General features: G+C 61.2%; 25 protein-coding genes. 12 read left to right on the top strand and 13 right to left on the bottom strand.

Annotation, left to right across the window (positions count from 1 at the left end; genetic code table 11):
• Nucleotides 1–10: 10 nt before the first annotated feature.
• From AC4CWF_RS01605 to AC4CWF_RS01585, 5 genes are all read left to right on the top strand, one after another.
• Complete coding sequence (locus AC4CWF_RS01605; RefSeq protein ID WP_491283394.1) at nucleotides 11–697, top strand: uroporphyrinogen-III synthase; 687 nt, start codon at nucleotides 11–13, stop codon at nucleotides 695–697.
• A gap of 107 nt (nucleotides 698–804) precedes the next feature.
• A complete protein-coding gene (locus tag AC4CWF_RS01600) occupies nucleotides 805–2,376 on the top strand; it encodes a COG4223 family protein (RefSeq protein ID WP_491283393.1) in 1,572 nt (523 codons plus the stop codon).
• 13 nt (nucleotides 2,377–2,389) lie between these two features.
• Nucleotides 2,390–4,033 carry a heme biosynthesis protein HemY gene (locus tag AC4CWF_RS01595; RefSeq protein WP_491283392.1) on the top strand — a complete coding sequence of 548 codons (1,644 nt, stop codon included), beginning with the start codon at nucleotides 2,390–2,392 and terminating at the stop codon, nucleotides 4,031–4,033.
• A gap of 8 nt (nucleotides 4,034–4,041) precedes the next feature.
• Nucleotides 4,042–4,530, top strand: a complete 489-nt coding sequence (locus AC4CWF_RS01590; protein ID WP_491283391.1) for a tellurite resistance TerB family protein — start codon at nucleotides 4,042–4,044, stop codon at nucleotides 4,528–4,530.
• Nucleotides 4,531–4,546: 16 nt separating this feature from the next.
• Nucleotides 4,547–5,362: a glutamine amidotransferase gene (locus tag AC4CWF_RS01585; protein WP_491285144.1), complete on the top strand. Its 816-nt coding sequence runs from the start codon at nucleotides 4,547–4,549 to the stop codon at nucleotides 5,360–5,362.
• Between the two features lie 8 nt (nucleotides 5,363–5,370).
• Here the strand turns inward: AC4CWF_RS01585 and AC4CWF_RS01580 are convergent, their stop codons facing one another.
• A complete protein-coding gene (locus AC4CWF_RS01580; protein WP_491283390.1) occupies nucleotides 5,371–6,612 on the bottom strand; it encodes an MFS transporter in 1,242 nt (413 codons plus the stop codon).
• Nucleotides 6,613–6,747: 135 nt separating this feature from the next.
• On the opposite strand from AC4CWF_RS01580, the gene AC4CWF_RS01575 reads away from it, so the two are divergent.
• Nucleotides 6,748–7,038 carry a YggT family protein gene (locus AC4CWF_RS01575; RefSeq protein WP_491283389.1) on the top strand — a complete coding sequence of 97 codons (291 nt, stop codon included), beginning with the start codon at nucleotides 6,748–6,750 and terminating at the stop codon, nucleotides 7,036–7,038.
• Nucleotides 7,035–7,349 (top strand): DUF167 domain-containing protein, encoded by a 315-nt coding sequence (locus AC4CWF_RS01570; RefSeq protein WP_491283388.1) that lies wholly within the window; start codon nucleotides 7,035–7,037, stop codon nucleotides 7,347–7,349. Before AC4CWF_RS01575 ends, AC4CWF_RS01570 begins: the two co-directional genes overlap by 4 nt.
• A 21-nt stretch (nucleotides 7,350–7,370) precedes the next feature.
• On the opposite strand, the gene ppa is transcribed toward AC4CWF_RS01570, so the two are convergent.
• The 8 genes from ppa to AC4CWF_RS01530 all read right to left on the bottom strand — a co-directional run bounded on the left by ppa (nucleotide 7,371) and on the right by AC4CWF_RS01530 (nucleotide 16,190).
• Entirely contained in the window at nucleotides 7,371–7,904 is a 534-nt protein-coding gene (gene ppa, locus AC4CWF_RS01565; protein ID WP_491283387.1) for an inorganic diphosphatase, read from the bottom strand.
• 136 nt (nucleotides 7,905–8,040) lie between these two features.
• Nucleotides 8,041–8,547 carry a GNAT family N-acetyltransferase gene (locus tag AC4CWF_RS01560; protein ID WP_491283386.1) on the bottom strand — a complete coding sequence of 169 codons (507 nt, stop codon included), beginning with the start codon at nucleotides 8,545–8,547 and terminating at the stop codon, nucleotides 8,041–8,043.
• Nucleotides 8,548–8,740: 193 nt separating this feature from the next.
• Nucleotides 8,741–10,564: a translational GTPase TypA gene (gene typA, locus AC4CWF_RS01555; protein ID WP_491283385.1), complete on the bottom strand. Its 1,824-nt coding sequence runs from the start codon at nucleotides 10,562–10,564 to the stop codon at nucleotides 8,741–8,743.
• Nucleotides 10,565–10,680: 116 nt separating this feature from the next.
• The gene (locus AC4CWF_RS01550) at nucleotides 10,681–11,235 is read right to left on the bottom strand and encodes a class I SAM-dependent methyltransferase (RefSeq protein ID WP_491283384.1); all 555 of its coding nucleotides are present in this window, start codon (nucleotides 11,233–11,235) and stop codon (nucleotides 10,681–10,683) included.
• 103 nt (nucleotides 11,236–11,338) lie between these two features.
• Nucleotides 11,339–12,139 (bottom strand): ABC transporter permease, encoded by an 801-nt coding sequence (locus AC4CWF_RS01545; RefSeq protein WP_491283383.1) that lies wholly within the window; start codon nucleotides 12,137–12,139, stop codon nucleotides 11,339–11,341.
• Between the two features lie 3 nt (nucleotides 12,140–12,142).
• Nucleotides 12,143–12,937, bottom strand: coding sequence for an ABC transporter permease (locus AC4CWF_RS01540; RefSeq protein ID WP_491283382.1), 795 nt, complete (start codon nucleotides 12,935–12,937; stop codon nucleotides 12,143–12,145).
• Complete coding sequence (locus AC4CWF_RS01535) at nucleotides 12,934–13,953, bottom strand: ABC transporter ATP-binding protein (protein ID WP_491283381.1); 1,020 nt, start codon at nucleotides 13,951–13,953, stop codon at nucleotides 12,934–12,936. The genes AC4CWF_RS01540 and AC4CWF_RS01535 overlap by 4 nt, the downstream gene beginning before the upstream one ends.
• A gap of 140 nt (nucleotides 13,954–14,093) precedes the next feature.
• The gene (locus tag AC4CWF_RS01530; RefSeq protein WP_491283380.1) at nucleotides 14,094–16,190 is read right to left on the bottom strand and encodes a M3 family metallopeptidase; all 2,097 of its coding nucleotides are present in this window, start codon (nucleotides 16,188–16,190) and stop codon (nucleotides 14,094–14,096) included.
• 167 nt (nucleotides 16,191–16,357) lie between these two features.
• Between AC4CWF_RS01530 and AC4CWF_RS01525 the strand changes: the two genes are divergently transcribed.
• From AC4CWF_RS01525 to AC4CWF_RS01515, 3 genes are all read left to right on the top strand, one after another.
• Nucleotides 16,358–16,786, top strand: a complete 429-nt coding sequence (locus AC4CWF_RS01525) for a hypothetical protein (protein ID WP_491283379.1) — start codon at nucleotides 16,358–16,360, stop codon at nucleotides 16,784–16,786.
• Nucleotides 16,787–16,849: 63 nt separating this feature from the next.
• Complete coding sequence (locus AC4CWF_RS01520; RefSeq protein ID WP_491283378.1) at nucleotides 16,850–17,323, top strand: MarR family winged helix-turn-helix transcriptional regulator; 474 nt, start codon at nucleotides 16,850–16,852, stop codon at nucleotides 17,321–17,323.
• Entirely contained in the window at nucleotides 17,323–18,528 is a 1,206-nt protein-coding gene (locus AC4CWF_RS01515; RefSeq protein WP_491285143.1) for a multidrug effflux MFS transporter, read from the top strand. Before AC4CWF_RS01520 ends, AC4CWF_RS01515 begins: the two co-directional genes overlap by 1 nt.
• A 61-nt stretch (nucleotides 18,529–18,589) precedes the next feature.
• On the opposite strand, the gene AC4CWF_RS01510 is transcribed toward AC4CWF_RS01515, so the two are convergent.
• From AC4CWF_RS01510 to AC4CWF_RS01500, 3 genes are all read right to left on the bottom strand, one after another.
• Nucleotides 18,590–19,813 (bottom strand): argininosuccinate synthase, encoded by a 1,224-nt coding sequence (locus AC4CWF_RS01510; protein ID WP_491283377.1) that lies wholly within the window; start codon nucleotides 19,811–19,813, stop codon nucleotides 18,590–18,592.
• 111 nt (nucleotides 19,814–19,924) lie between these two features.
• Nucleotides 19,925–20,176 carry a type II toxin-antitoxin system RelE/ParE family toxin gene (locus AC4CWF_RS01505; RefSeq protein ID WP_491283376.1) on the bottom strand — a complete coding sequence of 84 codons (252 nt, stop codon included), beginning with the start codon at nucleotides 20,174–20,176 and terminating at the stop codon, nucleotides 19,925–19,927.
• A gap of 40 nt (nucleotides 20,177–20,216) precedes the next feature.
• The gene (locus tag AC4CWF_RS01500) at nucleotides 20,217–20,465 is read right to left on the bottom strand and encodes a type II toxin-antitoxin system ParD family antitoxin (protein WP_491283375.1); all 249 of its coding nucleotides are present in this window, start codon (nucleotides 20,463–20,465) and stop codon (nucleotides 20,217–20,219) included.
• A gap of 95 nt (nucleotides 20,466–20,560) precedes the next feature.
• Here AC4CWF_RS01500 and AC4CWF_RS01495 point away from each other — a divergent pair, with 95 nt between their 5' ends.
• Together AC4CWF_RS01495 and AC4CWF_RS01490 are read left to right on the top strand one after the other, a co-directional pair.
• Nucleotides 20,561–21,421: an SDR family NAD(P)-dependent oxidoreductase gene (locus tag AC4CWF_RS01495; protein ID WP_491283374.1), complete on the top strand. Its 861-nt coding sequence runs from the start codon at nucleotides 20,561–20,563 to the stop codon at nucleotides 21,419–21,421.
• A gap of 74 nt (nucleotides 21,422–21,495) precedes the next feature.
• The gene (locus AC4CWF_RS01490) at nucleotides 21,496–22,137 is read left to right on the top strand and encodes a LysE family translocator (protein WP_491283373.1); all 642 of its coding nucleotides are present in this window, start codon (nucleotides 21,496–21,498) and stop codon (nucleotides 22,135–22,137) included.
• A gap of 40 nt (nucleotides 22,138–22,177) precedes the next feature.
• On the opposite strand, the gene rlmN is transcribed toward AC4CWF_RS01490, so the two are convergent.
• Entirely contained in the window at nucleotides 22,178–23,422 is a 1,245-nt protein-coding gene (gene rlmN, locus AC4CWF_RS01485) for a dual-specificity RNA methyltransferase RlmN (RefSeq protein WP_491283372.1), read from the bottom strand.
• Between the last annotated feature and the right edge of the window lie 67 nt (nucleotides 23,423–23,489).

Below are 23,489 nucleotides of genomic sequence, written 5' to 3'. Positions count from 1 at the left end.
GCGGGTGATCGTGACCCGGCCAGCAGACAGCGCCCGCCGCACGGCGACAAGACTTGCTGCGCTCGGTCACGATGCACTGCTGCTGCCGCTCACGCGCGCCGAACACCGGGCCGAAGTCGCGCAGAATGCGCTGGCCCGGCCACACCAGGCCATCGTCTTCACCAGCGCCGAAGCCATTCGCGCGCTGAAAGGCATTGATCTTGCACCGCATCTCGACACGCCGGTTTTCACCGTGGGCGAAGCAAGTGCCGAAGCGGCCCGCATCGCAGGTTTTCGCCATGTGACAGCCGGTGGCGGAACCGGGGCGGACCTGGCCGGGCTGATCGGCACTGCCGACCTGAATACCCTGCTTTATCTGGCGGGCACGCCGCGCTCACCGGGATTTGAAGATGGGCTGCAGCGGCAAGGGATCGGCTGCGACGTTGCGGAATGTTATGCCATGGTGGCGAGACAGTGGAGCAGGCAAGAGGTCGCGCTTCTCACCCCCTTGCCGGATGGCCTTCTGCTTTACTCGCGCGAGGCGGCGCAACTTTTCTTTGCGCATCAGGCGGTGCGGGAACGCCCGCAGGCATTTTACGGCCTGCGCGTCTTTTGCCTGAGCGAGGCAATCGCCGCTGCCATTCCGGATGATTTTGCGGTGCAAACAGTGGTTTCGCCGACCCCTTCGGAGGCGGATCTCCTGGCGCTTCTCGGCTGACGCGGTTTTTCTTTGGTCGAAGCTTGGAACCAAAATAGCCCACGCCTCTTTCCATCCTCCTTCCGGCTGACTAGTTTCAACAGAGACAGTCGCAAAATGAGGTTGCCATGGTTTCCGACAAGCCGCCACGCCGCTCCCGTTCGGGAAAGACACCGGTCACCCTGGATCTTTCGGCCGACAAGGCTGTCGATCAGGCGGATCCTTCTGCCATGGCCGAGCCCGTGCGCAGCGATGACACCGACCGCACACCGCCGGCGGGCCTTGCAGGAGACACATCCGTGACACCGCAAGACACCGGCATGTCCGGCACTCCATTCGGTGAAAAGGTCGCAACGCCTGTCACCCAGGACGCGCCGGCCCAGAGCGCGCCGGCTGACGGCAATGTCGCCGCCTCTGCGTCTCCCGAAAACCTTGCGCCACGCACGGTCAAGGACACGCCGCCTGCCGCTGCCAGTGCAAGCGCGCCGCTTGCTACGGAAAAAGCCGATCCGGCCGGGAAGCAGGATACCACCACACCGGATGCGGCCAAGGCAGAAGCTTTGAAGACCGACGCTTTCAAGACAGGTGCGGCGGACGCAAAGCCTGAACTGTCGTCGCAAAAATCCGCCAGCACGGCCGGCACAACTGCGGTGCCGCCCAGCGGCAAGCCGACCGCTTCGGCTTTCTCAAGCGCACCCTCATCTTCTTCCGGCACAACGCCCGGCGCTTCGTCTTCGCGTCCAGCCTCAGGCGCTTCGGCAACCGTGCCGCCTTCGGCGCGCGGGGCCTCGGGGGCAAGCCTTGCCGCTTCCGGCATCATCGGCGGTCTTGTCGCCCTGCTGCTTGCCGGCAGCATGCAATATGCCGGTTACCTGCCCGGCCCTGCTCGTTCGAACGGCAGCGGCGACGTCTCGGCCGAGATTGCCGATCTGCGCCAGCAGGTGGCAAGCTTGCGCAATACGCCGGCTGCGAGCACCGATAGTGATCTTGCCGCCCGTGTGAGCGCGCTCGAAACCTCCATCGGCAACAATGGCACCGCACCGGAGGTGACCGAACGTCTTTCGTCGCTGCAATCGGACATCGAAGCCTTGCGCTCCTCGACAAAGAACGACGATGCCGCCGCCGCCGATCTTGGCCAGCGCCTTTCCGGCATCGAAACACGGCTGAACAGACCCGGCCCTGAACAGGCGATCGCGCGCGCCCTTGCAGCGGCCGCGCTGAAAGCCGCAACCGAGCGCGGCGGTTCCTTTGCCGCTGAACTCCAGACGTTTGCCGATGTTGCCTCCGATGATCCGGCGGTCGAGGGCCTTCGTGCCTATGCCGGCGATGGTGTGCCGACGCGGGCCGATCTGGCGCGCCGCCTGCCGGCTGCAACCGACGCCATGATGGACGCGTTGCACCAGCCGGCAGAAGGCGAAGGCATTGCAAGCCGGCTCCTGTCCAGCGCCATGCGCGTCGTCAAGGTGCGCCCGGTGGGCGATGTCGCCGGTGATACGCCGGAGGCCGTGGTGGCGCGGATGGAGGAGCGGGTGAAGACCGGCAACCTGCAGGCGGCCGTTTCCGAATGGAATGCGCTTCCCGAAGCCGCAAGGCAGGCCTCGCAGGATTTCAAGCGCGCGCTTGATGCACGCATCAAGGTGGACGAGCTTGCAAGCGGCACCCTGACCCGCGCCATGACAAGCACCGGCACGGCTGGTTGAGGAGAACCCCTGCATGATCCGTCTGTTCATCTTCGCCGTCGTCACGCTGGGTCTTGGCTGGAGCTTTTCCTGGCTTGCCGAACGTCCCGGCCTCATCTCCATCACCTGGCAGAACCAGCTGATCGAAACCAGCATCATGGTGGCGGCAACAGCCATCGTTGCGCTTATCTTCGCGGTGATGTTCGTCTGGTGGCTGATCCAGACCATCTGGACCTCACCGCATTCGGTGCGCCGTTATTTTCGCGCCCGCAAGCGGGATCGCGGTTATCAAGCGCTGTCGACCGGGATGATCGCTGCCGGCTCCGGCAATGCGCTGCTCGCCCGCAAGATGAGTGCCCGCGCCCGTGGCCTTCTGCGCGCTGATCAGGAGCCGCTGATCCAGCTTCTGGAAGCCCAGACCGCGCTGATCGAAGGGCGCTACGAAGAGGCGCGGGAAAAATTCGAAAAGATGGCAGAGGATCCGGAAACCCGGGAACTCGGCCTGCGCGGTCTCTATATGGAAGCCCGTCGGCTCGGCGCCAACGAAGCGGCCCGCCAGTATGCAGAGACCGCCGTGGAGCACGCGCCCTACTTGCCCTGGGCTGCCGAGGCAACGCTGGAATATCGCTGTCAGGAGGGCCGTTGGGAAGATGCCATCCGGCTTCTCGACCAGCAGAAGATCGCCAATGTCATCGACAAAAAACAGGCCGACCGCTGGAAGGCTGTGCTCTTGACCGCGCGTGCCACCGAGCGTCTGGAAGGCGATCCGAAAGGCGCCCGCGATGATGCGACGGCGGCCCTCAAGCTTGCCAAGGATCTCGTTCCCGCCGGTATCATTGCCGCCAAGGCCTATATGCGCGAGGACAACCTGCGCAAGGCCGCTTCCGTGCTGGAAAGCCTCTGGAAGATCACGCCGCATCCACAGGTGGCGGAAGCCTATGTGCGTGCCCGCAGCGGCGATAGTGCCAGTGACCGCCTGAAGCGCGCCGAAAAGCTGGAGGCGCTGAAGCCAAACAATCCGGAATCGCTTCTGGCTGTCGCCGAGGCCGCCCTCGACACGAAGGATTTCAGGAAGGCACGCGACAAGGCGGAAGCAGCGCTGCGCATGGGTCCACGCGAGAGCGCTTATCTGCTGCTGGCGGATATCGAGGAAAACGAGACCGGTGATCAGGGCCGCATCCGCCACTGGATGGCGCAGGCGCTGCGCGCGCCGCGCAATGCCGCCTGGGTGGCCGACGGTTTCGTCTCCGAGCGCTGGCTGCCGATGTCACCGGTCACCGGTCGTCTGGATGCCTTCGAATGGAAGCAGCCTTTTGGCCAGCTGGAAGGCCCGGTGGAGGAAGGCACGCTTGCCGCCGAAACCGCGATTGCCAGCCTGCCGCCGGTGCGCGACATCACCCCTTCGCCGAAAGCCGCGCCGGTTGCCGCAGCAAAGCCCGCCGATATCGCCGCGGACACCCCGGCAACGGCGGAACCGCCGCCGCTTACCGTGGTGAACATGCCTGAAAAACCAAAACCTGCGCCGGCATCTTCCGTCACGCCGAAACCGGAAGGCGACGGTAAGGTTATTGCCGCGGAACAGACACCTGATCCGTTCAACGGGCGCCCGCCGGATGATCCGGGCGTGAAGGATCAGAATGCGCAGCCGGAACCACCCACGCGCCTGCGCATTTTTTGAGTATGCTTATGTTTGACCGTATCCAGGATTTCTTCCAGTCGCTGACCGACGACCGGATCAATGACGAATTTGCGCCCGATGATCCGCGCGTTGCCTTTGCTGCCCTATGCTTCCAGGTGATGGAAGCGGACGGGCGGGTGTCGGAGGCGGAAAAGTCGAAGCTGAAAGTGCTGTTGCGTGACCGCTATCAGCTCGACAGCACTCATCTGGCAAGCCTGATCGAGGCTGGCCGCACGGCAGGCTCGGAAGCAGTTGACTATTATCGTTTTACCTCCGATCTTAAGCGTCATCTCAGTCCCGAGGACTGCGTCAACCTGGTCGGGGTCCTCTGGGACCTCGTTTATGCCGATGGTGAACGCAGCGAGATGGAAGATCACGTGATCTGGAGGATAGCGGATCTTCTCGGCGTCTCGGCAAGGGACAGGGTGCTGGAGCGCCAGAAGGTTGCGGCGCGCACGGTTGGCATGGACGGCGGAGGAGATCAGGGAGGAGACTGAGGAAAACCGGATGCTGATGATACCTCCGAGCCAAGACGCAAGACAGACCCGCCCAGATGGATCAACCGCCAAGACGTCCAAAGGCCGGCAGCCGATCCTGATCGTGCTGCATCAGGAACGCTCCTCCCCGGGACGCGTGGGCCAGATGCTGCTGGATAAGGGTTATGCTCTCGATATCCGCCGCCCCGTACTTGGCGATCCGCTGCCGGAAACGCTGGCGCATCATGCCGGTGCCGTCATTTTCGGTGGACCGATGAGCGCCAACGATCCGGACGCTTTTGTAAAGGCCGAGATCGATTGGATTTCGGTGCCGCTCCGGGAAAACAAACCTTACCTCGGCATCTGTCTCGGCGCCCAGATGATGGTCAAAAAACTTGGCGGCAGAGTTGCAGCCGAAGGCAATGGCCTCACCGAAATCGGCTGGTATCCGCTACGCGCCACCGAACACGGCCGGCTTCTGATGCATTGGCCCAAAATGGTCTACCATTTTCATCGCGAAGGTTTTGACGTGCCCCGCGGCGTGCAGCTTCTGGCGGAAGGCGATGCCTATCCGCATCAGGCCATCCGCTACGGCGACAATGCCTGGGGTGTGCAGTTTCATGCGGAACTGACGCGCGCCATGATGCACAGCTGGGTGGTGCGCGGCGCCTCGCGTTTCGTCATGCCCAATGCCCAGCAGGGACGCGAGCATCTGGAGGGACGGATGATTTTCGATGCGCCGCTGAAGGCCTGGCTGGCAGATTTTCTCGACATGGTGTTCCAGCGTGACAGCGTCAAACAAGCCGCGCGCGCCACCACGCGCCCGAAGCTGGATGCCACCGCCATCGGCTGACGTTTTGGTCAGGGGTTGGACGGTGCGTCGAGATTGTCGATCTTGCGCAATTTTGGAAAGCTGAGCGCCCAGATGACGGAAACGGCGAGTGTTCCGATACCGCCGATGACGACGGCCGGCACGGCCCCCACCACATGCGCCATGGTGCCGGCGCGGAATTCGCCAAGCTCGTTGGACGCGCCGACAAAGACCATGTTGACGGCGTTGACGCGTCCGCGCACTTCATCTGGCGTCCACAACATGATCAGGCTTTCGCGGACATAGACCGAGATCATGTCGGATGCGCCCATCAGCATCAGCGCAGCAATCGATAACCACACCGTCTGCGACATTCCGAAGACGACCGTTGCGACACCGAAAAGGGCAACGCCACCGAACATGGCAAGGCCCGCATGCTTGCGGATCGGATAGGCCGCCAGCAGCACGGCCACCACGATAGCGCCAACGCCCGGTGCCGAACGCAGGAGGCCAAGGCCCCAGGGGCCAAGATCCAGCACGTCACGGGCAAAGACCGGCATCAGCGCAACAGCACCGCCGAGTAGAACGGCAAACAGATCAAGCGAGATGGCACCCAGCACCACCTTTTCGGTGGAGATGAAACGGAAGCCGGCGAGGATCGTGGTCCAGCTGACGGCCTTGGAGGCGGCAGTGCGCTGGGCAGGCTTGGGGATGCTGATAATCAGCACCATGGCGCCCAGCATGAACACCAGGGCCGTGGAATAGGCCGCAACCGCACTTGCACCATACAGCAGACCGCCGGCCACCGGGCCAAGGATGGAAGCCGTCTGCCAGGAGGAGGAATTCCAGGCAATCGCGTTCGGCAGATCCTTTTCCGGCACGAGGTTCGGGGCAAGCGACTGCACCGCCGGACCCATGAAGGCACGCTCGATGCCGAAGACGACAAGGATACCAAACACCGGCCAGGGCGAAAAACTGTGCGTCAGCGTGAGGAAAAGAAGCGCTGCCGTGCACACGCCGCCTAGCAGCAGGCAGGCCGCCACGATGGCGCGGCGATTATAGCGGTCGGCAACCGAACCGGTGACCAGGATCAGCAACAGCGACGGCAGGAACTGGAAAAGGCCGATCAGCCCGAGATAAAGCGCATTGCCGGTGACATCATACATCTGCCATCCGACAGAGACGCTGACAATCTGCGTGGCAAAGGCTGCAAGAAACCGGGAGAAGAAAAAGCGGCTGTAGGAGGAGTGCCGGAATGCGGCAAAACGGTCATCAGCGGCAGGCAGGGACATCGGAAACGCTTTCGACGTGCCGCCCGTGGCAGGCGGCCGCTCGTTAAACATGATTCGCCATAGGCCTTGAAACGGCACTTGTCGCCTAAGTCGCCAATGTCTACATGTCTGTCAACCAAAGATATGGAGTTATGGATGATCGCGCTGTTTCAGACCATCGATCTGGCTTTGAACCTTTATACCTGGGTGCTCATTGCCAGCGCCATCTTCTCCTGGCTTTACGCCTTCAACGTCATCAATTCGAGCAACAGCTTCGTCAACTCCATCGGCACGATGCTGTATAACCTGACGGAACCGGCGCTTCGCCCGATCCGCCGCGTCATGCCCAATCTCGGCGGCATCGACATTTCCCCGATCATCCTCCTGCTGATCATCTTCTTTATCCGCTCGCTGATGTGGACCACCATCGTTCCGGCACTGGTTTGATCCGGGCCTATACGCCCTTTCCCGACCATGTGCGGCTTGCCGTTCGCCTGACACCGAACGCATCCCGTGATGCGCTCGAAGGCATCGAGACGGCGGCGGACGGCGAATGCTGGCTGAAGGCCCGCGTCACTGCCGTTCCTGAAGACGGCAAGGCCAACAAGGCGCTGGTCAAACTTCTGGCGGGCAAACTGCGCGTGCCAAAATCCTCGATCTCGCTCATTTCCGGCGACACGGCGCGCAAAAAAATCCTCCGGCTCGAGGGCGAACCGGAGGATCTGATGAAGAAGCTGGATGCGCTGACGCCCGCCTGAGGGCATCCAGCGCAAAGCTTTTTATTTCTGGGCGTTGTAACGCTCAATGGCCTCGACGATCAGGCGCTTGGCAACCGTCACATCCTGCCAACCCTCGATCTTCACCCACTTGCCAGGCTCCAGATCCTTGTAATGGGTGAAGAAGTGCTCGATCTGCTTCAGCGTGATATCGGGCAGATCGGTGAAATTGTTGATCTTGTCGTAACGCTGGGTCAGCTTCGGCGCCGGCACCGCGAGGATCTTCTCGTCCTTGCCGCCATCGTCTTCCATGATCATGACGCCGATCGGGCGCACGTTGATCACGCAGCCGGGAACCAGCGGACGGGTGTTGCAGATGAGGACGTCAACCGGATCGCCATCTTCCGACAGCGTGTGCGGCACAAAGCCGTAATTGCCGGGGTAGGTCATCGGCGTATAGAGGAAACGGTCGACGATCAGCGCGCCGGCATCCTTGTCCATCTCGTACTTGATCGGATGACCGCCGACCGGAACTTCAACGATAACGTTTACGTCGTCCGGCGGGTTCTTGCCGATCTTGATCGCATCGATACGCATGTGTCTCCCCAAGAGCGTTGTTTGTACCCGTCTCGATACTGGGAAAACCGGTGCATTGCAACATACCTGAGGGCGGGAACATCAGCATCTTCACCTGCACGATCACTCTGCGGCAGAAGCCTGCGGTGCGGCGTGATCAGGGCCAGACAAAGCCGATCTTGCGCAGTTGCGCGCCGGCAAAATCCTCCATGCCCTCGGCCAGATCCAAACCGCCATGACGGCGGAAAAAACGCGTGGCATGTTCGCTGTCTTCAAGGCACCAGACCACAAGGCCGCTGCAGCCGAGGGATTTCAAAAGGCGGCGCGTTTCGTTAAACAGCCGCCGGCCAAGACCGATGCCCTGGAATTCCGGACGCAGGTAGATTTCATAGATTTCACCCTCCTGCGGCAGCGCCCGTGCCCGGTTGAGCCCCATCGTGGCATAACCGGCGATCGTGCCCTCCACATCCAGCACCAGCAACGTGGCCGGCCCCTTGGCTGCCCGGCGCCACCAGGCCTCTCCCCGCCGCTCCAGCATTTCGGTCAGCGGCTTGTGCGGGATAAGCCCGGCATAGGCCTGACGCCAGGCGAGACGATGAACTTCGGAAACCTCGCGGGCATCTTCTGCCGTGGCACGCCGCACGTCGATGGACACTGTCTTCATGACAACACTCTGGTCTCGCCGCCGATGAACCGCTCGTCGAGCGGTATGCCCGGTGCGCACCGTCTGCGTGGCGACCGGTCATGCCCAAGTTAACGCTTTTTTAAACTTCGGAACAAGCCCGCGGGGCAACAGACGCACACAAAAAAGCCCCGGTTTTGCCGGGGCTTTTGAAACGATCAAACGGCCTTTGAAATCAGGCGACGCGGGCCTTGCCGAAACGCTTGCGATCGTTCGGGTCGAGATACATCTTGCGAAGACGGATCGACTTCGGCGTGACTTCCATCAGCTCGTCGTCCTGGATCCAGGAGAGAGCGCGGTCAAGCGTCATGCGAATCGGCGGGGTCAGGCGAACGGCTTCGTCCTTGCCGGCCGAACGGATGTTCGTCAGCTGCTTGCCCTTCAGAACGTTGACTTCCAGATCGTTGTCACGCGTGTGGATGCCGACGATCATGCCCATGTAGACCTTTTCGCCCGGCTCGATGATCATCGGGCCGCGATCTTCCAGGTTGAACATGGCATAGGCCACGGCTTCACCGGACTGGTTGGACAGAAGCACGCCATTGGAACGGCCGCCGATTTCGCCCTTGAAGGGCTGATAATCGTGGAACAGGCGGTTCATGATCGCCGTGCCGCGCGTGTCCGTCAGAAGTTCCGACTGGTAACCGATCAGGCCGCGGGTCGGTGCGAAGAACACCAGACGAACGCGGTTGCCGCCGGAGGGGCGCAATTCGGTCATTTCAGCCTTGCGCTCGGACATCTTCTGCACGACGACGCCGGAATGTTCTTCATCGACGTCGATGACGACTTCTTCGATCGGCTCCATCAGGGTGCCGTTTTCGTCCTTGTGCATGACGACGCGCGGACGCGAAACGGCAAGCTCAAACCCTTCGCGACGCATGGTCTCGATGAGAACGGCCAGCTGCAATTCGCCACGACCGGAGACGAAGAACGAATCCTTGCCTTCGGCTTCTTCGATCTTCAGCGCAACGTTGCCTTCGGCTTCCTTGAACAGGCGGTCGCGGATGACGCGGCTCGTGACCTTGTCGCCTTCGGTGCCGGCAAGCGGTGAGTCATTGACGAGGAAGGACATGGTCACCGTCGGCGGATCGATCGGCTGGGCTTCCAGCGCTTCGGTCACGGACGGATCGCAGAACGTATCGGCAACGGTGCCCTTGGAGAGACCGGCAATCGCCACGATGTCACCCGCATGGGCTTCATCGATGGCGGTACGCTCGATGCCGCGGAAAGCGAGGATCTTGGAGATACGGCCGTTTTCGATCAGCTTGCCATCCTGGCCCAGAACCTTGACGGGCTGGTTCGGCTTGATCGAACCGGAATGGATACGGCCGGTGATGACGCGGCCGAGGAAGGGGTTGGCTTCCAGCAGCGTACCGATCATGCGGAAGGCGCCGTCTTCGTCGCCAACGCTCGGCTCCGGAACATGCTGCAGAACGAGATCGAGAAGCGGGGCAAGGCCCTGATCCTTCGGGCCTTCAGGCGCAACGTTCATCCAGCCATCGCGACCCGAACCGTAGAGGATCGGGAAATCGAGCTGTTCGTCGGTGGCGTCAAGGCTTGCGAAGAGGTCGAACACTTCGTTGATGACTTCTTCATGACGGCCATCGGGACGGTCGATCTTGTTGATCGCCACGATCGGGCGAAGACCAACCTTCAGTGCCTTGCCGACCACGAACTTGGTCTGCGGCATCGGGCCTTCAGAGCTATCCACGAGAACGATGGCGCCATCCACCATCGAGAGAATACGCTCGACTTCGCCACCGAAGTCGGCGTGGCCGGGGGTGTCGACGATGTTGACGCGAACGCCCTTCCATTCCACCGAAGTTGCCTTGGCAAGAATGGTGATGCCGCGTTCCTTTTCGAGGTCGTTACTGTCCATCACGCGTTCTGCAACGCGCTGGTTTTCACGGAACGAGCCGGACTGCTTCAGGAGTTCGTCAACAAGGGTCGTTTTCCCATGGTCAACGTGCGCGATGATCGCGATATTGCGAATCTTCATATTGGGTTCTCTGGGCTGTGGCGCACATGATCCAACAGACCGCGCCAATTTTCGTTGGCGCCCCCATACCCTGTTTTTCGCAGATGCGAAAGGGGGACGGCGTCAAGACACGCGCATCAGACCAATGGATGTGCCACTTCAGGCATCAATTCGGGCATTTGCCCCGGCTTAAGCGCCACCATGTTCAGGTGCCAGGGCTCGCTGTCAGGACCGGAAAGCTGTCGCGCAACGCTGGTGAAACCGTATTCCGAAAGAAGCGCTGCCAGCGTATGTTCGGTATAGCCCCAGCGGTGAGCATCCTCGCGGTTGCCGCCGCGCCCCTCGTCACGCCAGCCGAAAAAGCCGGCATAGGCATGGGCCATCTGATCATCGAAATGGCTTTTGGCAGCGCCAAGCAGCTGGCGTGCATGAAATTCCAGATCCGGCACGACGATGTTGACACGCCCGCCGGGCGCCAGGATTTCAAACCAGCGCCGGATCGACCTGCGCCCATCATTGGGATCGAGATGCTCGAGCATGTGGCGGGTGTAGATCTCGGCAATCGAAGATGCTTCGACCTCCTCCAGATCCCACGCGGTAGAGACGATATCGACCTCGGGTACGCCGCGAACATCGACGCTGAGAAAACCGTCACGCCGCTTGGAACCAGCCCCAATGTTCAGTCTCTTCATGCGCTGCAGCCTTTTCGCGAATCGAACACGCATACGCTACCGAAACAGCCTAAGAGAATAAAGCAGCAACTGCCCACGGACATGATGCAGAAGACGCAACGGTTCAACCGCCACCGCCCTGGTAACGCCTGAGGCAGAAGCGCCAGAACGCGGCGGCTGCGAGAACCGCAAGCGGGCCGGCGCCAAGCGAGGCGAAGGGGGCGAGTGCTCCCAGATACGGAACCGGCCGCCCGAGCAGCACCGACACCGGCACATAGGCCATGTAGCCGAGCGGAATGACGGTGAGCAGGGCCAGCTGGAACACCGGCGCAAAGATGCTCGCCGGATACCGCGACAGTTCCCAGAAATCGAAATAGAGCCCAAACAGATAACGCGCCCGGGCAAGAACCAGCGCACAGGCGCTGACCACGGTGATGCAGGATGCCGTGATGAGGGCGGAACTCACCAGCCCGCCAAACAGCATCAGCGCGGACGGCAGGCTCCAGACGATGCCCACCTGCGGCAAGGCCCAGACGATGAGGCCGAGACCGAGCAGGATATGCCCGCCATATTCGATGTTGAAGCCGGAAAAGACAAGATAGGCCCAGGGGTTGATCGGACGCACCAGCAGCATGTCGAACTCGCCGCCGCGCACGATCTCCTCCATGCCGCGCAGCTGCACCAGGGTAAAGCAGGCGCCCAGCGCATAACCCAGCGTGTGAAAGCCGAGGAACAGCGCCATCTGCGGCCAGTTCCAGCCGCCGATATTCTCAAACCGGGTGAGAATGATCCAGATGGAGGTGAAGACGCCGGCATAACCAAAACCTTGCGCCGTCCAGGCAATAACAAGGCTCGCACGAAATTCCAGGCGCGTGCGCACCCTGAGACGAACGAGATAGAACAGAAGGGACAGGGTCTCGCGCATGGTTCAGCCTCCCTGTACCACAACCTGCCGGCAGGCCCGCGACCAGACGACCGTGACGGCCAACGCCAGCGCGGCCACCCAGCCAAGCCCGATCAGCAGATGCTGTACCGACCAGAAAAGATCGTGCTGCCCGAGATAGACCGCCATCGGATGATAGGTGATCCAGGAAAACGGCAGTGCCCGGGCTACGTCCGCAAGGCCGCCGGGGAAAAACCAGATCGGCACCAGCCCGCCCGAGAGCACCGCCAGAATACCGCGCATGAACCATTCCAACGAATGGGCATCGAACACCCAGAAGGAAAAAAGCCCGACAAGCATGGCCGTCAACATGACGATGACGACTGAAACCGCAAGATAACCGATGAACAGCAGAGCATGCGGCAGGCTTGCCGGCGGCTGCAGACCATAGATCAGCCCCATGATGACAATCACCGGCACGGATATGAACAGCCAGTCAAACAGGCGCGTGCCCAGCTGCTCGGCCATCAGCATCATCGGGTAGCTGGCCGGGCGCAGCAGCGACGATCCGATGGCACCGGTCCGGATCGTGGTGCCGATATCGCGCACGATCATCGTGGCATCCCAGCTCGACAACAGCGTGCCGCCGATCAGCGCATAGGCAATCATCTGGCCGATGGAGATACCGTCCACCGTGCCGCGTCCGGCATAGACCGCATGCCAGATGGAAATGCGGGCGAGGATCTCGATGAGCGTGCCGACGATGCGCATCATCATTTGCGACCGGTGATGGGCTTCCCGGCGAAAGGACGCGGAAACCAGGGCAAGGAAAGCGCTCATGCCGGCACCGCTGGTCGACCAGTCGCCGGCGCCGAAGTCTTTGCCTGATAATGCGTGCGTATGACTTCCTCGATGCTCGGCTCATGCAGGCGCACATCGCGCACATCGCTGGATGCCTCAAGCGCTGCGAGCAGTTGCACCAGCGAGCGGCCATCGTCTTCGAGCAAAAATTCGCGCAGCAACCCTTCGCCGCCGGAGGGCCTCGCGCCGACAAGCCGCACCTCTCCCGGGTCGCTCGAAAATTCCAGCGTCAACCGTCGCCTTGCGCCGAAGGATTTTCGCAAGGCCGGAAGCGTGCCATCAAACAGTAGCCTGCCCTCATCCACCATGATCAGTCGCGGGCAGATTTCCTCGATATCCTGCAGGTCATGGGTGGTGAGGATGATCGTGGTGCCGCGCTCGCGGTTGATGCGCGACAGAAACTTTCGCACTACGTCCTTGGCGACCACATCGAGCCCGATTGTCGGTTCGTCGAGGAACAGGATTTTGGGATCATGCATCAGCGCCATGGCGATTTCGGCGCGCATGCGTTGGCCAAGGCTTAAGTGACGGACGGGGCGTTCGATGAAGGAGGAAAGTTCCATCATGTCGCTGAGGGCCGCACGGTTTTTGGAAAACAGTGCATCCGGCACCCGGTAAAGCCTGCGGTGCAGCTCAAAGCTGTCCGACAGCGGCAGGTCCCACCAGAGCTGCGTGCGCTGGCCGAAGACAACGCCGATATCGCGCGCGTTGGCAACGCGCTCCTGCTGCGGCTTTCGCCCGAGCACGGTGACCTCGCCGACACTCGGCGTCAGGATGCCCGTCAGCATCTTGATCATGGTGGATTTGCCGGCACCGTTCGGCCCGAGATAACCGACGGCCTCGCCGGCTGCGATGGAAAAGGTGATATCGGCGACCGCATGCACGGGCCGTGTCACCGGCGCCACGAAACTGCGGATGGCGCCGAGAATACCCGGCTGCGACACGCGCTGTTGAAAGACCTTGCCGACGCCTTCAGCGCTGATGATGGCAGCCATGGGAACCTCCGCGGGAGAAGATCTCCCCGTAGGAGAGTCGCATGAAGCTTATGCGACAGAACCATGGCCGACACGACAGTTGTTTTGATGCCAGCCATGCCGGAACGGAATGGCTGGCACACAGTCAGATGGAGAGAGCCTTACGCATCCCCGCCGGAAAGCTCCGTCACCATGCCAAGACCCTTTTTCTTCAGCATGGCCGCCGGATCGGGCAGCTTGCCGCGGAAGGCGGTGTAGGCTTGCGCCGGATCGATGGAGCCGCCGACCGAATAGATGTTGTTCTTCAGCTTGCGCGCCATGACCGGATCAAACGCATTGCCGCTTTCCTCGAAGGCGGCAAAGGCATCGGCATCGAGCACCTCCGACCACATGTAGGAATAATAACCGGCCGAATAACCATCACCTGAAAACACATGCTGGAAATGCGGCGTGGCGTGGCGCATGACGATGGAGGACGGCATGCCGATGCCTGAGAGCACATCGGCCTGCACCGCCATCGGATCGTCCACCGGTTCAGCGCGGGTGTGAAACGCCATGTCGACCAGCGCCGACGAGGTGAATTCCACCGTGTTGAAACCGGCATTGAAGGTGCGGGCGGCCAGAACCTTGTCGAGCAGCGCCTTCGGCATGGGTTCGCCGGTCTGATAATGCACCGCGTATTTCGTGAGGATTTCCGGCACCGTCAGCCAATGCTCGTAAAGCTGCGAGGGCAGTTCGACGAAATCGCGCGAGACGCCGGTGCCGGCAACCGAGGGGTAGGTCACATCCGACAGCATGCCATGCAGCCCGTGGCCGAATTCGTGAAACAGCGTACGGGCATCGTCGAGCGACAGGAGCGCCGGTTTGCCAGCAGCGGGTTTTGCGAAATTGCAGACATTGTAGATGATCGGCAGCTCGCCCTTTGCGCCGTTCTTCAGCGTCAGCTTGTGCTGGCTCTGGAACGAACTCATCCAGGCGCCGGAACGCTTGGATGAGCGGGCAAAATAATCGCCGAGGAACATCGCCTTCAGCGTCCCATCGCCATCGCGCACCTCGAACACGCGCACATCCGGATGATAGGCCGCGACGCCCTTCAGCTCGGTAATTGTGACGCCGAACAGGCGGTTTGCCACATCAAAGCAGGCCTCGATAATCTTTTCGAGCTGGAGATAAGGCTTCAGTTCGGATTCGGAAAAATCGAACATCCGCTCGCGCAGCTTTTCGGCATAATAACGCCAGTCCCAGGGGGCAACGGAATGATTGGCGCCTTCTTCGGCAATGAGGCCGGCAAGGCTTGTTTCCTCTTCCAAAGCCTTGGCGCGGGCCTTCGTCCACACTCTCATCAGCAGATCGTTCACGGCCGATGGTGTCTTTGCCATCGTGTCATCGAGCTTATAGGCCGCAAAGCTGTCATAACCGAGAAGCTTTGCCTTCTCGGCGCGCAGCGACAGCGTTTCGCGCACGATGGCAATGTTATCGGTCGCGCCGCCATTGTCACCGCGCTTTACCCAGGCCTGGAACGCCTGCTCGCGCAGGTCGCGGCGGCTGGAAAAGGTCAGGAACGGTTCGATGATCGAGCGTGACAGGGTGACGGCATAGGCGCCTTCGGCTTCGCCCCGGTCGCGCGCGGCAGAAGCCATCGCGTCCCGCAGGAAAGCCGGCAGGCCTTCGAGGTCTTCGTCAGCCGTCAGGATCAGCGACCAGGCCTTTTCATCCGACAGCACATTCTGCCCGAACTGGGCGCCAAGACTTGCCAGCGTCTCGTTGATCTTGGCCAGTCGCTCCTGCTGATCCGTGGAAAGTTTTGCGCCAGCGCGCACAAAACCCTTCCAGTGCCGTTCCAGCACGCGCGTCTGCTCAACCGTGAGCCCCAGCGTATCGCGCGCCTGCCACAGGGCATCAACGCGAGCAAACAGCGCCACATTCATCGCGATGCGCGAGTAATGACGCGACATCTTTGGCGCGATGTCACGTTCCAGGGACTGGATCACGTCATTGGTGTGGGCGCCGGCCTTGTTCCAGAACAACGCGGAAATACGCGACAGTTCATCGCCGGCAATTTCCAGCGCAACGATGGTATTTTCAAAGTCAGGCGCTTGCGGGTTTTCAGAAATCTCTTTGATTTCAGCATCATGCAGTGCAAGTGCCGCATCAAAGCCGGCCGCAAAATCCTCGTCACGCACCGCTTCGAACAGCGGCAGGTTGTGAACCCCGTTCCACATTACGAGCGCCGGATTGATCGTCATATGCACTGTCATCTCATTATCCTCGATCATTTTTCAGAAAGCACCATTCCAGCAGGGGAAGATGGCGGGTCTATGAAGGTGCCCATCGCTCAACTACAAGAAGTATTAGCTGATTATTAATAATTGACGCCCTGCAACCATTCGTTATTTTCTGCAACCATATCCGATGAGCGTGGATAGTGTCCGTGGAAATCACTTCCTACAACTGGTCCGGAAGCTTGCTTCAACAAGAGCAGGGTTTCAATACCAGACAAGACAAACAGCAGTTTATCCCGAGGCCGGAAACGCAGCGCGTTTTCGAACGGCCCAGTGCTGCCTCGCGTGACATAGACTTCTCGGCCATCTCCCCACGTCTTCTGCGTGAACTTGCCTTGCAGAGATATATTTCCGGCACCATAGAACAAGACGTCTACATCGCTCTTGCCCAGGAATTGCCAATCGAGGCCGCCGATTCCGCCGGCCGCGTTCTCGATCTCTCCGGCGTGACCGACGATACGGAGTTCGACTTCCAGGATTATTTCCGCCACCAGCACGAGTTGGCGCAGGTCCTCGGCGACGAAGACAAGGCGCTGACCTTCTCATCGGTGCTCGATTTCATCGACGCCTGATCCATTTCCGGTTGCCTCGCCCGGGAAAGATAGTAAGGGTGCCTTAGCAACGGTCAAGGCATCATGGCTTCAGGCACGGACATTCACAGATTAGGTTTTCTTTTGACAGATGGCGCGCGCCTGCTGCGCGGCGCGTTCGAACGCCGCATTGCCGAAGCAGGACTGGGCGTGACGCCCGCCGAAGCCCGCACACTGCTCAACATCCACGCCCTGAAAGATTGCCGCCAGCTGGACATCGCCGCCCGCATGGGCATCGAGCCGATGACCGTCTGCACCTTTCTCGACAAGCTGCAGGGCCTTGGCCTGATCGAACGCCAGCCGGATCCCAGTGACCGGCGCGCCAAGCGCGTGACGCTGACACCGGCCTCCGGCCCGTTGATCCTCGCCATCCGCACAGAACTGGACGCCGTGATCGACATGGCAACTGCCGGCATGGCAGCCGAAGAGGCCGACCTCCTGTGTCGGACGCTCGACCGCATGAACGCCAACCTGCAGGCGGACGCCACCGCTGCCCCAGAGGCTCCCGAGTGTCTGTAATGCATCCGAAGCCCGCCGCCGCCCACCGCATGAGCGAGCGGCGCACCACCTTTCTCGGCGCGCTGCTGACGACGCTCGGGCCGATCTCGATGGCGATCTACACGCCAGCCATGCCCGAGCTTGTGCGCGCGTTTGGCACGACGGAAGCGGCCATCAAGCTCAGCCTGTCGATGTTCTTTGCCGGCTTTGCGCTGGCGCAACTGGTGGCGGGGCCGCTGTCGGATGCGCTGGGCCGCAAGGCCGCAACGCTGATTTTCCTCGCCATCTATCTGGCAGGCTCGACACTGGCCGTCCTTGCGCCCTCGGTGGAATTCATCCTGGCGGCGCGCCTCATCCAGGGCATCGGGGCCTCCGTCGGTGTCGTTGTCGGTCGGGCCATCGTGCGCGATCTGTTCGTCGGGCCGGAGGCGGCCCGCATCCTCAACACCATCGGCATATTTTTGGCGGTCGGCCCTGCCATGGGGCCGACGCTTGGCGGGCTGACGCTTGCCGCCTTTAACTGGCATGCGGTTTTTCTGCTGATGGTCGGCTTCGGCATTCTGGCCGGGCTTTGCACGCTCATCTTCCTGCGTGAAACCGTGCAGCCGGATCTTGCCCGGCTGCAGCCGGTCCGGCTTCTCAGCGCCTATGGCGAGGTGGCCGGCAACCTGCAGTTCCTCGCTGCCTGCGTGGTTCTCGCCGGCACCGTCGGCGCGCTTTACGCACAGGCGACCATGCTGCCCTTCGTGCTGATCAACAAGGTAGGTCTTTCGCCGACACAGTTTGGCGTCGGCATGCTGATGCAATCCGGCTTTTACCTGCTCGGCTCGCTCACCCTGAAACTCGTCGTGAAACGCCTTGGCGGTCCGCGGGCAGCGCTGACCGGCATCAGTCTGTGCGGCATCGGCGGACTTATCATGGCTCTGTCGGTCGCCTTCGTGCCACCGTTCTTCCTGTCGATCATGGGGCCGGTTGCCATCTGCACCTTTGGCCTTGCGTTCCTGACACCGCATGTGATCACCGTCAGCATGGCGCCTTTTCCGCATATCGCAGGCTCCGCCTCGGCCATGACCGGCTTCATCCAGATGACCGCGGGTTTTATCGGCGGCATTGCGGCGGCTGCCATCGGCGATCCGCTGACGGCCTTCGGCACGATCATCCCGATCATGGAACTGTCGGCCGTCGCAGGCTTCATCTGGCTGCATTGGCTGGCGCGGCGCGCCTGAAGCACCCACGAAAAAACCCGCCTGCCGAAGCAGACGGGTCTTAAGTCTTCAGAAGATAGGATTACTTTCCGAGATTGCGCTTGGCGAGCGTGCGCAGGCGCAACGCGTTCAGCTTGATGAAGCCGGCCGCATCCTTCTGGTCATAAGCGCCCTGATCGTCTTCGAAGGTGACCAGCTGGTCGGAATAGAGCGACTTTGCCGATTCACGGCCGATGACCATGACATTGCCCTTGTAGAGCTTCAGCGTCACTTCGCCTTCAACATGCTCCTGGCTCTTGTCGATCATCGCCTGCAGCATTTCGCGCTCTGGCGAGAACCAGAAGCCGTAATAGATAAGCTCCGCGTAACGCGGCATCAGCTCATCCTTCAGGTGGGCTGCACCCCGGTCGAGCGTGATCGATTCGATGGCGCGGTGGGCGGTGAGCAGGATGGTGCCGCCGGGGGTCTCATAGACGCCGCGCGACTTCATGCCGACAAAACGGTTTTCGACGAGATCGAGACGGCCGATGCCATTGTCGCGGCCATAGGTGTTCAGCTCGGCCAGCAGCGTTGCCGGGCTCATGCGCACGCCGTTGATCGAGACGGCATCGCCCTTTTCAAAACCGACCTTGATGATGGTCGCCTTGTCGGGGGCGGCTTCCGGGGAAATCGTGCGCATATGCACATATTCCGGCGCCTCGACGGATGGATCTTCCAAAACCTTGCCCTCGGACGAGGAATGCAGAAGGTTGGCGTCCACGGAGAACGGCGCCTCGCCCTTCTTGTCCTTGGCGACGGGGATCTGGTTTTCTTCGGCAAAGGCCAGAAGGTCGGTGCGGCTCTTGAAGGCCCAGTCGCGCCACGGCGCGATGATCTTGATATCCGGGTTCAGCGCATAGGCCGACAGTTCGAAACGAACCTGGTCATTGCCCTTGCCGGTCGCGCCATGGGCAATCGCATCGGCGCCGGTCTTCTTGGCGATATCGATCAGGTGCTTGGAGATCAGCGGACGGGCAATCGACGTGCCGAGCAGGTAGACACCTTCATAGACGGCGTTCGCCCGGAACATCGGGAAGACGAAATCGCGCACAAATTCCTCGCGCACGTCCTCGATGAAGATTTCCTTGATGCCGAGCATCTCGGCCTTCTTGCGCGCCGGCTCCAGCTCTTCGCCCTGGCCGAGATCGGCGGTGAAGGTGACGACTTCGGCGCCGAGTTCGGTCTGAAGCCATTTCAGGATGATCGAGGTGTCGAGACCGCCGGAATAGGCGAGAACGACTTTCTTCACGTCTTTGGGGAGAGCCATGGCAATGAGTTCCGTCTGGGAGTGCGGGCCGAAAACCCGCCTGAGATCTTGAATGGCGGCACTTTTAGCGAGTTTGCCGCGCGACGCAAGGGCGGGACAAGCGCCAAAACGTTAGAGATGGCGGCCGATATTCATGCGGCGGTGGAGGATGCGGATGATTTCGATCCTGCGCCCGCGCTCAACATGAATGATGAAATGGGAACCGCAGGCAAGGCTCAGATACCCAAGCTTTATGCCGTTGATAGGCCGACCTTTGCGATTGCCTTTTGCCAGGCTCTCGAAAGCCTCGATCAGATTTCCGTAGTAGGCATCGGCTTGCGCTCGGGACCATTTTTGAAAAGAGAAACGCCAGATGTCTTCCAAGTCTCTCTCGGCCTTGGGGGAGAGACGATAGGTGCGCGCGTCAGGCGCCATATTTGCGGTGCATTCGCTCGAGAAACCGTTCCGGATCAAAAGGCTGCGGCTCTCCCGACGCCTCACCCTCGTCTATTGCGGCGCGGATGGCGGCAAGCCCTTCCTCCTCCTGCTCGCGCAGCAGTTCAAGCGCTGCGGCAACCACATCGGACTCTGAGGCATAATCGCCGGCGCTGACCTTGTGGTCGATGAACTGCGCCAGTTCCTCATCGACGGTGATCGTTGCAACCCTGCCCATGCCTCGTCCTCATCTTGCCGCGTCGTGTTGACGACATAGGGCCAAGATACCATATCCCGCACGACGTTAGAAGAAACGCATCGAGGAGTTCGGCCATGATCCTTCAGCACCCGGCACTGGCAAAGGGCCATGTGGCCGTCGTTACCGGCGCAGCCTCCGGCATCGGCCTTGCATCGGCAAAAGCTTTTGTCCGCCAAGGGCTCTGCGTGGTTCTTGTCGATCTCGAAGGCGACCGGCTGGCGCAGGCAGCCATGGATGTGACAGCCCTTTCCGAAAACGGCGAGGCTGATGTGGTGGCAATTGGCGCAGATGTCTCCCGCCTCGATGAACTGGAAGCACTGGAGCGCGCGGTCATCCAGCGGTTCGGGCGCGTCCATGTGCTGATGAACAATGCCGGCATCCAGCCGGGCAGCGCGCTGTTTGGCCCGCAGGTGAACTGGGAGAGCGTTATTGCCGTCAACCTGATGGGCGTGATCAACGGCACGCGCACCTTTGGCCCCGGCATGGTCGCCCATCGTGATCCGGCTCTCATCATCAACACCGGCTCCAAGCAGGGCATCACCACGCCGCCCGGCGATCCCGCCTATAATGTCGCAAAGGCCGGCGTGAAGGCTTTCACCGAGGCGCTGCAACATGATCTGCGCAACACCGAAGGCGCCAATGTGACAGCGCACCTGCTGATCCCCGGTTTCGTCTATACCGGGCTCACCGCCAATGGTCGCACCGAAAAACCGGCCGCTGCCTGGACGCCGGAACAGACGGTGGATTTCTTGCTGGAAAGCCTTGGCCGAGGCGATTTCTACATCCTCTGCCCCGACAATGACGTGGACCGGGCGCTTGACGAAAAGCGCATCGCCTGGGCCGCCGGTGACATCATCGAAAACCGCCCGCCACTCTCACGCTGGCACAAGGATTATGCGGACGCCTTCAAGGCGCATCTCGAACAGGGCCACTGATTGGCAAGCACTGCGAAGCCGGATAAGGAGGAGTGATCTGCCTCGTCCGGCTTTCTCCATCCTCGGTGCCCGTCATGGACTTCATCCCAAGCCTTGCCATCATCCTCGCCTTCAGCGTGGCGATCCTTGCGCTGGCGCTGACGCCCGGTCCTGACATGACGCTGTGGATCAGCCGCTCGCTGCGCGACGGGCGCGCAACCGCCCTGATGGTGCTTGCCGGCACCAGTTTCGGCATCGCCATCCACACGATCCTGGTGGCCTTTGGCATTTCCGCACTGATCATTGCCTCCCCCACCGCCTTCACCATGCTGAAGACGGGCGGCGCGGCCTATCTCCTGTGGCTTGCCGTGCAGGCGATCCGCCATGGCTCCAATTTCGTGGTGAAGGCCGATGGCGCCGCACAGGCGTCGCGCACCGGCGCCTTCGTCAACGGGCTCTGGGTGAACCTTCTCAACCCGAAGGTCATCATCTTCTTCATGACCTTCCTGCCGCAGTTCGTCACGGCAGACGATCCGCATGTCACGGGCAAGCTGATGTTTCTGGGGTTATGGTCGATCATTCTGTCGCTGCCGATTGGCATCGGCATCATCTACGGCGCAGCCTTTCTGTCAGGCTGGCTGCAGAACAACAGAAAGGTGCTGCGCGGCATCGACTACAGCTTTGCCGGCATTTTTTCGATCTTTGCCGTCAAGATCCTGATGACGCAGGCAAAGTGACGGCGGCGGGCCGTCATGCCCGCCTCGCCGTCATAAGCCGTCAATCGTCGTCCTCGCCATGGCCGGCGATCATCATCGCCTCGAAGGCCAGACGTTCGGTCTTGCGCATGCGCTCCGATTCCGATTTCAGCTGGCCGCAGGCGGCCAGAATATCGCGTCCGCGCGGTGTGCGGATCGGCGAGGCATAACCGGCCTGATTGATGAAATCGGCGAATTTCTCGATCGTCGCCCAATCGGAACACTGGTAGTTGGTGCCCGGCCACGGGTTGAAGGGTATGAGGTTGATCTTCGCCGGCACGCCCTTCAACAGCTTGATCAGTTCCTTGGCGTCTTCCAGGCTGTCGTTCACATCCTTCAGCATCACATATTCGAAGGTGATGCGGCGTGCATTGGAAAGCCCCGGATAATTCCGGCAAGCCTCGATCAGGTCCTTCAGCGGATATTTCTTGTTGATCGGCACCAGCATGTCGCGCAACTCGTCGCGCACCGCATGCAGCGAAATCGCCAGCATCACGCCGATCTCATCACCGGTGCGGAAGATTTCCGGCACGACGCCGGAGGTGGAAAGCGTAACGCGACGCCTGGACAAGGACAGGCCATCGCCGTCGGTGGCGATCAGAAGGGCCGTCTTGACGCTTTCGAAATTATAAAGCGGCTCGCCCATGCCCATCATCACGACATTGGTGACCTTGCGATCCCCCGTCGGCACGAAGGCGCCGGGCGGCGTGTCGGCACCGGGGAAATCGCCCAGCCGATCCCGCGCCAGAAGAAGCTGCGCCAGAATTTCTTCCGCCGTCAGGTTGCGCACCAGCCGCTGCGTGCCGGTGTGGCAGAAGGAACAGGTAAGCGAACAGCCGACCTGGCTCGAGATGCACAGCGTGCCGCGACCTTCTTCCGGAATATAGACGGTTTCGATCTCGACGGGGCGGCCAGCGCCGCGCGGCGGAAAACGCAACAGCCACTTGCGGGTGCCATCGTTGGACACCTGTTCTTCGACGATCTCGGGCCGAGCGATGGTGAAATGCTTCTTCAGCATCTCTCGCATGTCTTTGGCCACATTAGTCATGGCATCGAAATCGGAGACACCGCGAATATAAAGCCAGTGCCACAGCTGGCTGACGCGCATGCGCACCTGCTTTGCGGTGACGCCCTTTTCCATCAGCGCCTTGGCCATCTCCTCGCGCGTGAGGCCGATCAGCGACGGCTTTTCAGACATCAGCTCCGGACGCGCCACCAAAGGCTGCTTTACGCTGTCTGCCATGACGATGGCTTCGGAAACAGACATGCTCATGATCCCATTCGAACGGCTGCGCATCGCGGCGCGTCGGCACCGGGGGCAGATCCATGATCTC

It is taken from the genome of Neorhizobium sp. PAMB6630 (genome assembly GCF_058242775.1).
The sequence above is the reverse complement of the archived record's forward strand: the minus strand, read 5'-3'. Positions and strand labels throughout refer to the sequence as shown.

What these genes read in the sequence shown, in the direction of transcription:
- AC4CWF_RS01600 (WP_491283393.1), top strand. Translation starts at nt 805, where the DNA reads ATGGTTTCCGACAAGCCGCCACGCCGCTCCCGTTCGGGAAAGACACCG.
- AC4CWF_RS01595 (WP_491283392.1), top strand. Translation starts at nt 2,390, where the DNA reads ATGATCCGTCTGTTCATCTTCGCCGTCGTCACGCTGGGTCTTGGCTGG.
- AC4CWF_RS01590 (WP_491283391.1), top strand. Translation starts at nt 4,042, where the DNA reads ATGTTTGACCGTATCCAGGATTTCTTCCAGTCGCTGACCGACGACCGG.
- AC4CWF_RS01585 (WP_491285144.1), top strand. Translation starts at nt 4,547, where the DNA reads ATGATACCTCCGAGCCAAGACGCAAGACAGACCCGCCCAGATGGATCA.
- AC4CWF_RS01580 (WP_491283390.1), bottom strand. Translation starts at nt 6,612, where the DNA reads ATGTCCCTGCCTGCCGCTGATGACCGTTTTGCCGCATTCCGGCACTCC.
- AC4CWF_RS01575 (WP_491283389.1), top strand. Translation starts at nt 6,748, where the DNA reads ATGATCGCGCTGTTTCAGACCATCGATCTGGCTTTGAACCTTTATACC.
- ppa (WP_491283387.1), bottom strand. Translation starts at nt 7,904, where the DNA reads ATGCGTATCGATGCGATCAAGATCGGCAAGAACCCGCCGGACGACGTA.
- AC4CWF_RS01560 (WP_491283386.1), bottom strand. Translation starts at nt 8,547, where the DNA reads ATGAAGACAGTGTCCATCGACGTGCGGCGTGCCACGGCAGAAGATGCC.
- typA (WP_491283385.1), bottom strand. Translation starts at nt 10,564, where the DNA reads ATGAAGATTCGCAATATCGCGATCATCGCGCACGTTGACCATGGGAAA.
- AC4CWF_RS01550 (WP_491283384.1), bottom strand. Translation starts at nt 11,235, where the DNA reads ATGAAGAGACTGAACATTGGGGCTGGTTCCAAGCGGCGTGACGGTTTT.
- AC4CWF_RS01545 (WP_491283383.1), bottom strand. Translation starts at nt 12,139, where the DNA reads ATGCGCGAGACCCTGTCCCTTCTGTTCTATCTCGTTCGTCTCAGGGTG.
- AC4CWF_RS01540 (WP_491283382.1), bottom strand. Translation starts at nt 12,937, where the DNA reads ATGAGCGCTTTCCTTGCCCTGGTTTCCGCGTCCTTTCGCCGGGAAGCC.
- AC4CWF_RS01535 (WP_491283381.1), bottom strand. Translation starts at nt 13,953, where the DNA reads ATGGCTGCCATCATCAGCGCTGAAGGCGTCGGCAAGGTCTTTCAACAG.
- AC4CWF_RS01530 (WP_491283380.1), bottom strand. Translation starts at nt 16,190, where the DNA reads ATGACAGTGCATATGACGATCAATCCGGCGCTCGTAATGTGGAACGGG.
- AC4CWF_RS01520 (WP_491283378.1), top strand. Translation starts at nt 16,850, where the DNA reads ATGGCTTCAGGCACGGACATTCACAGATTAGGTTTTCTTTTGACAGAT.
- AC4CWF_RS01515 (WP_491285143.1), top strand. Translation starts at nt 17,323, where the DNA reads ATGCATCCGAAGCCCGCCGCCGCCCACCGCATGAGCGAGCGGCGCACC.
- AC4CWF_RS01510 (WP_491283377.1), bottom strand. Translation starts at nt 19,813, where the DNA reads ATGGCTCTCCCCAAAGACGTGAAGAAAGTCGTTCTCGCCTATTCCGGC.
- AC4CWF_RS01500 (WP_491283375.1), bottom strand. Translation starts at nt 20,465, where the DNA reads ATGGGCAGGGTTGCAACGATCACCGTCGATGAGGAACTGGCGCAGTTC.
- AC4CWF_RS01495 (WP_491283374.1), top strand. Translation starts at nt 20,561, where the DNA reads ATGATCCTTCAGCACCCGGCACTGGCAAAGGGCCATGTGGCCGTCGTT.
- AC4CWF_RS01490 (WP_491283373.1), top strand. Translation starts at nt 21,496, where the DNA reads ATGGACTTCATCCCAAGCCTTGCCATCATCCTCGCCTTCAGCGTGGCG.
- rlmN (WP_491283372.1), bottom strand. Translation starts at nt 23,422, where the DNA reads ATGTCTGTTTCCGAAGCCATCGTCATGGCAGACAGCGTAAAGCAGCCT.